This is a genomic window from Trinickia sp. (assembly GCF_036503415.1).
In the GTDB taxonomy this organism is placed as follows: Bacteria; Pseudomonadota; Gammaproteobacteria; order Burkholderiales; family Burkholderiaceae; genus Trinickia.
Genome location: NZ_DASXWY010000015.1, coordinates 1 through 5535, shown reverse-complemented (window position 1 = coordinate 5535; position 5535 = coordinate 1). Strand labels below are relative to the sequence as shown.

Here is a 5535-nt window from a genome sequence, read left to right as displayed (position 1 = left end):
GCATCCGGCGTCAAGCTCGGCGAAAGACCGGTGGCCGGTTTCATGATGAGATCGGTCGTGGCCGATGCGATCAGTTGGCCGCTCTTGTCGACGAGAAAGGCGAAGCTCGACGGCGTCGGATGGACCGACGTCACGATGCTGCTCACGCTCTCCATATAGAGGCTGGCCGCCATCACGCCTTTCACATTTCCGTCACGAACGATAGGTACCGCAAACGCAAACGCGGGTTTGCCGTTCGACGCGTCTTTGTAGAGCGCCGTCACAACCAGGTGCCCCTCGGCCACCGCCTGCTTGTACCAAGGGCGCGCCGTCGGGTCGTAGTCGGGCTTCAGCGGCACGTTCGAGAACGCCGTCTTGTCCGGCAGGCCGAGCGTCATGACCTCGAAGCCGCCCGATTTGGCCAGCAGCTTCAGCGCCGGCAGCGGGTCGCCTTCGCCGATCGTCATCGTGTCGGCAAGCGCCTGCGTCTGCTTGGCCCGGCCGGCAATCCATTCGTCGATCGCAAGCGCATGTCCGGACAGGATGGATTTGAGGTTCTGGTCGATCGCCTCGTCGTTGTGCTGCTTGACGACGACATAGGCTACGCCGCCCGTCACGGCCAGCGCTACGACGACAATGGCGACGCAAGCCGCCAGAATTCGGGCACGAATCGATGCGAGCATATCTGGTTGTTTCTCCTGGCGTCGCTTTGAGGGAAGGACGAAAGTTGTGGCTCTCGTTGCCTCTCCGTTTAACGGCCGCAACGCGCTAGACTTGAGTGTCGCGCGGCTTAACGTGCCCATTCGAAGCAGGAGCATTCATGAAAATCGACGTCGACGCTTTCGCACCCACCGGCAAGCTGCGCGCATCGATCAATCTCGGCAATCCGATCCTGGCCAATGTCGACCCGAAAACGGGCGAGCCATTCGGCGTATCGATCGATCTCGCTCGAGCATTTGCCGAAAGACTCGGTGTCGAACTGGAGCTCGTCGTTTTCGACTCGGCAGGCAAATCGGTTCAGGCAGTCGGTGAGGAGCGCGCGGATTTCGGTTTTTTTGCGGTCGATCCATTGCGCGGCGAAAAAATCGCGTTCACGGCGCCTTATGTATTGATCGAAGGCTTTTATCTCGTGCACCAAGATTCGCCTATCCAAACCAATGACGAAGTGGACCAGCCGCACAATCGCGTGGTCGTCGGCAAGGGGAGCGCTTATGACTTGTTTTTGACGCGCGAGCTGAAAAAGGCGCCGATCGTTCGCGCGCCGACCTCACCCGCCGTCGTGCAAACGTTCCTCGAGCAAGGCCTCGAAGTCGCCGCGGGCGTCAAGCAGCAGTTGGAAGCCGACGCCAGGCAAATCGCGGGACTTCGGCTGCTCGGCGAACGGTTCATGGTCATTCAGCAGGCAATGGGCGTGCCGAAGAGCCGTGGCGAAGCCGCGGCTCTCGCGCTCCGCGAATTCGTCGAGGAAATGAAGGCGTCGGGGTTCGTGGCCGATGCGCTTCGGAAACACGGTATTGCCGGCGCGTCAGTCGCCCCCGCTGCCTGAGCCGACACCGGGCGCCTCCCTTTTCGCAACGCTTCTGTAACGCTTCTGTAACGATCAAACGGTCGAAGGGTACGGCGAGCCCGCCTTGGACCGGCTCACCGATGCGAGCGCAGCAAGACTGATCATCGCGGTCGCCATCAGATAAAAGCCCGGCGCACTGCGGTTCGCCGTCGCACTGACGAGCCACGTGATGATCGCAGGCGTGAAGCCGCCGAACACGGTCACCCCGATGTTGTAGCCGATCGACATGCCCGTCGAGCGCGTCGCTGCCGGAAAAATCTCCGACATCAACGCCGGCAGCGCGCCGAAATAGATCGACTTCAATAGTGCGAGCCAGATGACGAGCCCAAACAGCGCGACCGCGGATCCATGCTCGACCGCATACGAGAACGCAGGATAAACGGTCACGACGAGCACGATCCCGACCGTCACCATCTGCTTGAGCCTGCCGATCCGGTCCGACACATACCCTGCCAGCGGCGTAACGCAGGTCAGAATGATGCCGCCCATCATCGTCGCGGCGAAACCCGTCGACGCGGGCATGTGCAGTTGGCGGATCGCAAACGTCGGCAGGTATTGCAGCAGATAGTTGACCGAAGTCGAGACGGCCAGCGCGCCGGCCGCGACGAGCACCATTCCCTTTTGCCGCATGATCACATCGCGCACTGGTGTCTGCGTGCGTGCGGCCTCGGTAAAAGCGGGCGCGTCTTCGAGGAAGCGGCGCAGATAAAGCCCGAGCGGCCCAATGAGAAGCCCGAAGAAAAACGGAACCCGCCAACCCCATGATTCGAGCTCGGCATGCGGCAGCAGCCGGGCGAGCGCAAAACCGAACGTGGCGGCGAGCAGCGTCGCGAGACCCTGCGTGGCGAATTGCCAGCTTGCAAGAAAGCCACGCCGGTGCGGCGCATGCTCGACGAGCATCGCCGTCGATGCACCGAACTCGCCGCCGGCCGAAAACCCCTGGATGAGTCTCGCCGCGAATACACCGAGAGGCGCGGCCAGACCGATCCGATCGTAACCGGGAATCAGCGCGACGATTGCGGTCCCCACCATCATCAGGCCCACCGAGGCCATCAGTGCCGCTTTGCGGCCACGCTTGTCGGCATAAGCGCCCAACACGATGCCACCGATCGGGCGCACGAGATAAGACGCGCCGAAGGAACCGAACGTCAACAACATCGAGGCCGTTTCATTCGTCGTCGGGAAAAAGTTCTTGCCGATATAGATCGCAAAGAACGCATAGATTGCGATATCGAACCATTCGAGCGCATTGCCGGCCGACGTCGCAACGACGATTTGCGTCAGGGTCAATGGCTTGCGCAAGACCGGAGAAGAAACGGGATGGCGACTCATGCCGACACTCGATGGTTGACCGACGATGCACGCAGCTCGACGATGCGCTTCGCATCGTCGCCGAGGTCCCACCAGATGCCGGCCATCACGCCCAGCGCCTCACGTGCGACCGAGCCGAGCAGATGCTCGTTCGGCGCATGCTGTGCGCATGCGGGATACGAATGCGGTATCCAGAGCGTCGGCAAGCCGAGCGTGTCGGCGAAAACGTCGTTCGGCACGGTGCCGCCAAGGTTCGGCAGCAGCGCGGGTTTCTTGCCGGCCGTGACCCGCATCGACGAAAGCACCCAATCGACCCACGGATCGTCCGGATCGAGCCGTGTCGCGGCCGCAATCCGCTCGACCGATACCTGTACCTCCGGAAAACCATGTCGTGCGAAATGCGCCTCGAGAGAGCGGGCCGCGTTGGCACTGTCGGTGCCGACCACATAGCGCAATTGACAGGTCGCGCGAGCAACGGGCGGGATTGCATTGACGGGCGCATCCGGATTGCCGGCCTTGAAGGCCAGGACCTCGAGCGCGTTCCACGCGATGACGCGCTCGGTCGGCGTCAGCCCCGGTTCGCCCCAGTCCGGATCGATCCGCGGTCCATCGTCATCGCCGCCGAGCTCGATGTCGGCGAGCGCGCGATGCACGGCATCGGGTACGGGCGGCGGGCGGAGCCCCTCGACGACGATCGCGCCACGCTTGTCGACGAGGCTCGCGATGGCATGCGCGAGCACAATGGCAGGATTGCGCAGTACACCGCCCCAGTTGCCCGAGTGGTGTGCGCCTTCGCGCAAGTCGACCGTCAGATCGAAGTTGATGCCGCCGCGCGAACCGAGAAACACGGTCGGGCGCTCGGCACTCACGCGCGGGCCATCGGATGCGATGAAGACGTCGGCCGCGAGTGCGGCACGCTCTTGCGCGCAGAATTCCCCGAGCCCCGGCGAGCCAATCTCCTCGCCTGTTTCGAAGATGATCTTCACGTTGTAGCCGAGCTTGCCGTCGCGCGCAGCGAGCACCACGGCAAGCGCCGCAAAGTTGATCGTGTGCTGGCCCTTGTTGTCCGCCGTGCCACGGCCGTACCAGCGGTCGCCTTCCACGGTCACTTGCCATGGGTCCAGGCCCGCGCGCCATTGCTCGTCGTAACCGCGCACGACATCGCCGTGGCCGTATAGCAGCACGGTCGGCAGCGCCGCATCCTCGATTCGTTCGGCGATCAGTAACGGCGCGCTCGCGGCCACAGGGTTTTCGGCCACTCGGCAGCTAAAGCCGAGACGCTCGAGCGTTGGCGTCATCTCGTCGGTCAGATAGGCGCGCAATTCATCCGCTCTCGCCGAGTTCTGGCTCTCGGTCCGAAATCCGACACGGCGCGTAAGCTCGTCGAGCAGTTGACCCGAATCGTAGACCGCGAACGCGTCGTCGATCGCCTCCTGACGGACGTTCCGTGGGGTGTGGCTTGTAGTCAAATGACCTCCGTGGCCAATCAGCGCGATGGGAAAAGGGATTCCGAGTTGATAGCGCAAGGTTAAAAACGCCAAAAATTCGCAACAATCTCAAATTTGTCGACTACAGTTGCCGAAAAGGCAACGCAACGGGGATTCAAGCCATGCTGCACGGAATCGCGCTTCGCTACTTCGTCGAGGTCGCCCGTACGGGCTCGCTCGCGGCCGCGTCGGACAATCTGCATGTGGCGGTGTCCGCGATCAGCCGGCAGATCAGCAAGCTCGAACATGATGTCGGTGCCCCGCTCTTCGAACGCATGCCGCGCGGCATGGTGCTGACGGAAGCCGGCGAGCTGCTGGCCGAGCACGCGCGCCGAACGCTACTGGAAGCCGATGCGGTGCTCGGCGAGATTTCGGCGGGCGAGGCGCGCGGCGGCAAACTCGTGCGAATCGCTTGCACGGAAGGCTTCACGCGTTCGCTGCTGCCCGCCGCACTCGCGCGTCATCGTGAGGCAGCGCCGAACGCACGCTACGCGCTACGCTCGGGAACACCCGCACAAGTGGAGCATTGGGTCGGGGTCGGCGAGGCCGATATCGGCATTGCATTTTCAAGCGGTAGCACGTCGGCGCTGAACATCGTCTATTCGGCGCAGGTGCCCGTGTGCGCGCTGCTCGAGCCTGGCCATCCGCTTGCGGCGCATTCATCGCTGACGCTCGCCGAACTTCAGGGATACCCCGTCGCACTGCTCGAACGCGGAACCACGGTGCGGCAGCTGTTCGACCTGGCGTGTTCCATGCGTGGCATTCGGATCGAACCGGTGCTGAGCAGCAACAACTCGGCGGCTTTGCACATGTTCGCGGTCCTTGCCGGTGCGGTCACGCTGGGGAGCGCCATAGCGCTCAAAGGCGTGAGGAGCAGAGCTTCGCTCGTTTCCCGGCCGATCGACGAGCCGGTATTGAACCAGCGCATGCTGCAAGTAACGACGATGCGGGAAAGGCGCTTACCCGCCGTCGTGAAGGGGCTGCTGGCAACGATCGTGGAGATGGTCGCGGAGGGCTGATTGGCGACCGGCCGTCTCCATGTGCGGCATATTGCATCACGTTATGATATAAATACGCCCTTTACGCTACCGATTCGCGGTACAGGCAAAGGAACCATGAGCGAGCACAAAGGCGATTTCGCAACCGATGTAAGACTGCTGCGCATCAGCGCGATTGCCGCCGTTGGCGGCG

At 62.8% G+C, this 5535-nt stretch carries 5 protein-coding genes; 2 read left to right on the top strand and 3 right to left on the bottom strand.

The window, feature by feature from the left end:
- A partial coding sequence (locus VGL01_RS02620) for a cache domain-containing protein (protein ID WP_331566782.1) occupies positions 1–662 on the bottom strand: 662 nt, incomplete at its 3' end.
- Between the two features lie 137 nt (positions 663–799).
- On the opposite strand from VGL01_RS02620, the gene VGL01_RS02615 reads away from it, so the two are divergent.
- Positions 800–1525: an ABC transporter substrate-binding protein gene (locus tag VGL01_RS02615; RefSeq protein WP_331566780.1), complete on the top strand. Its 726-nt coding sequence runs from the start codon at positions 800–802 to the stop codon at positions 1523–1525.
- Positions 1526–1579: 54 nt separating this feature from the next.
- Here VGL01_RS02615 and VGL01_RS02610 read toward each other — a convergent pair whose 3' ends face one another.
- Positions 1580–2878 carry an MFS transporter gene (locus VGL01_RS02610; RefSeq protein WP_331566778.1) on the bottom strand — a complete coding sequence of 433 codons (1299 nt, stop codon included), beginning with the start codon at positions 2876–2878 and terminating at the stop codon, positions 1580–1582.
- Entirely contained in the window at positions 2875–4326 is a 1452-nt protein-coding gene (locus VGL01_RS02605) for a M20 family metallopeptidase (RefSeq protein WP_331566776.1), read from the bottom strand. The genes VGL01_RS02610 and VGL01_RS02605 overlap by 4 nt, the downstream gene beginning before the upstream one ends.
- Positions 4327–4466: 140 nt before the next feature.
- Between VGL01_RS02605 and VGL01_RS02600 the strand changes: the two genes are divergently transcribed.
- Positions 4467–5363 (top strand): LysR family transcriptional regulator, encoded by an 897-nt coding sequence (locus VGL01_RS02600; protein ID WP_331566774.1) that lies wholly within the window; start codon positions 4467–4469, stop codon positions 5361–5363.
- Positions 5364–5535 lie beyond the last annotated feature (172 nt).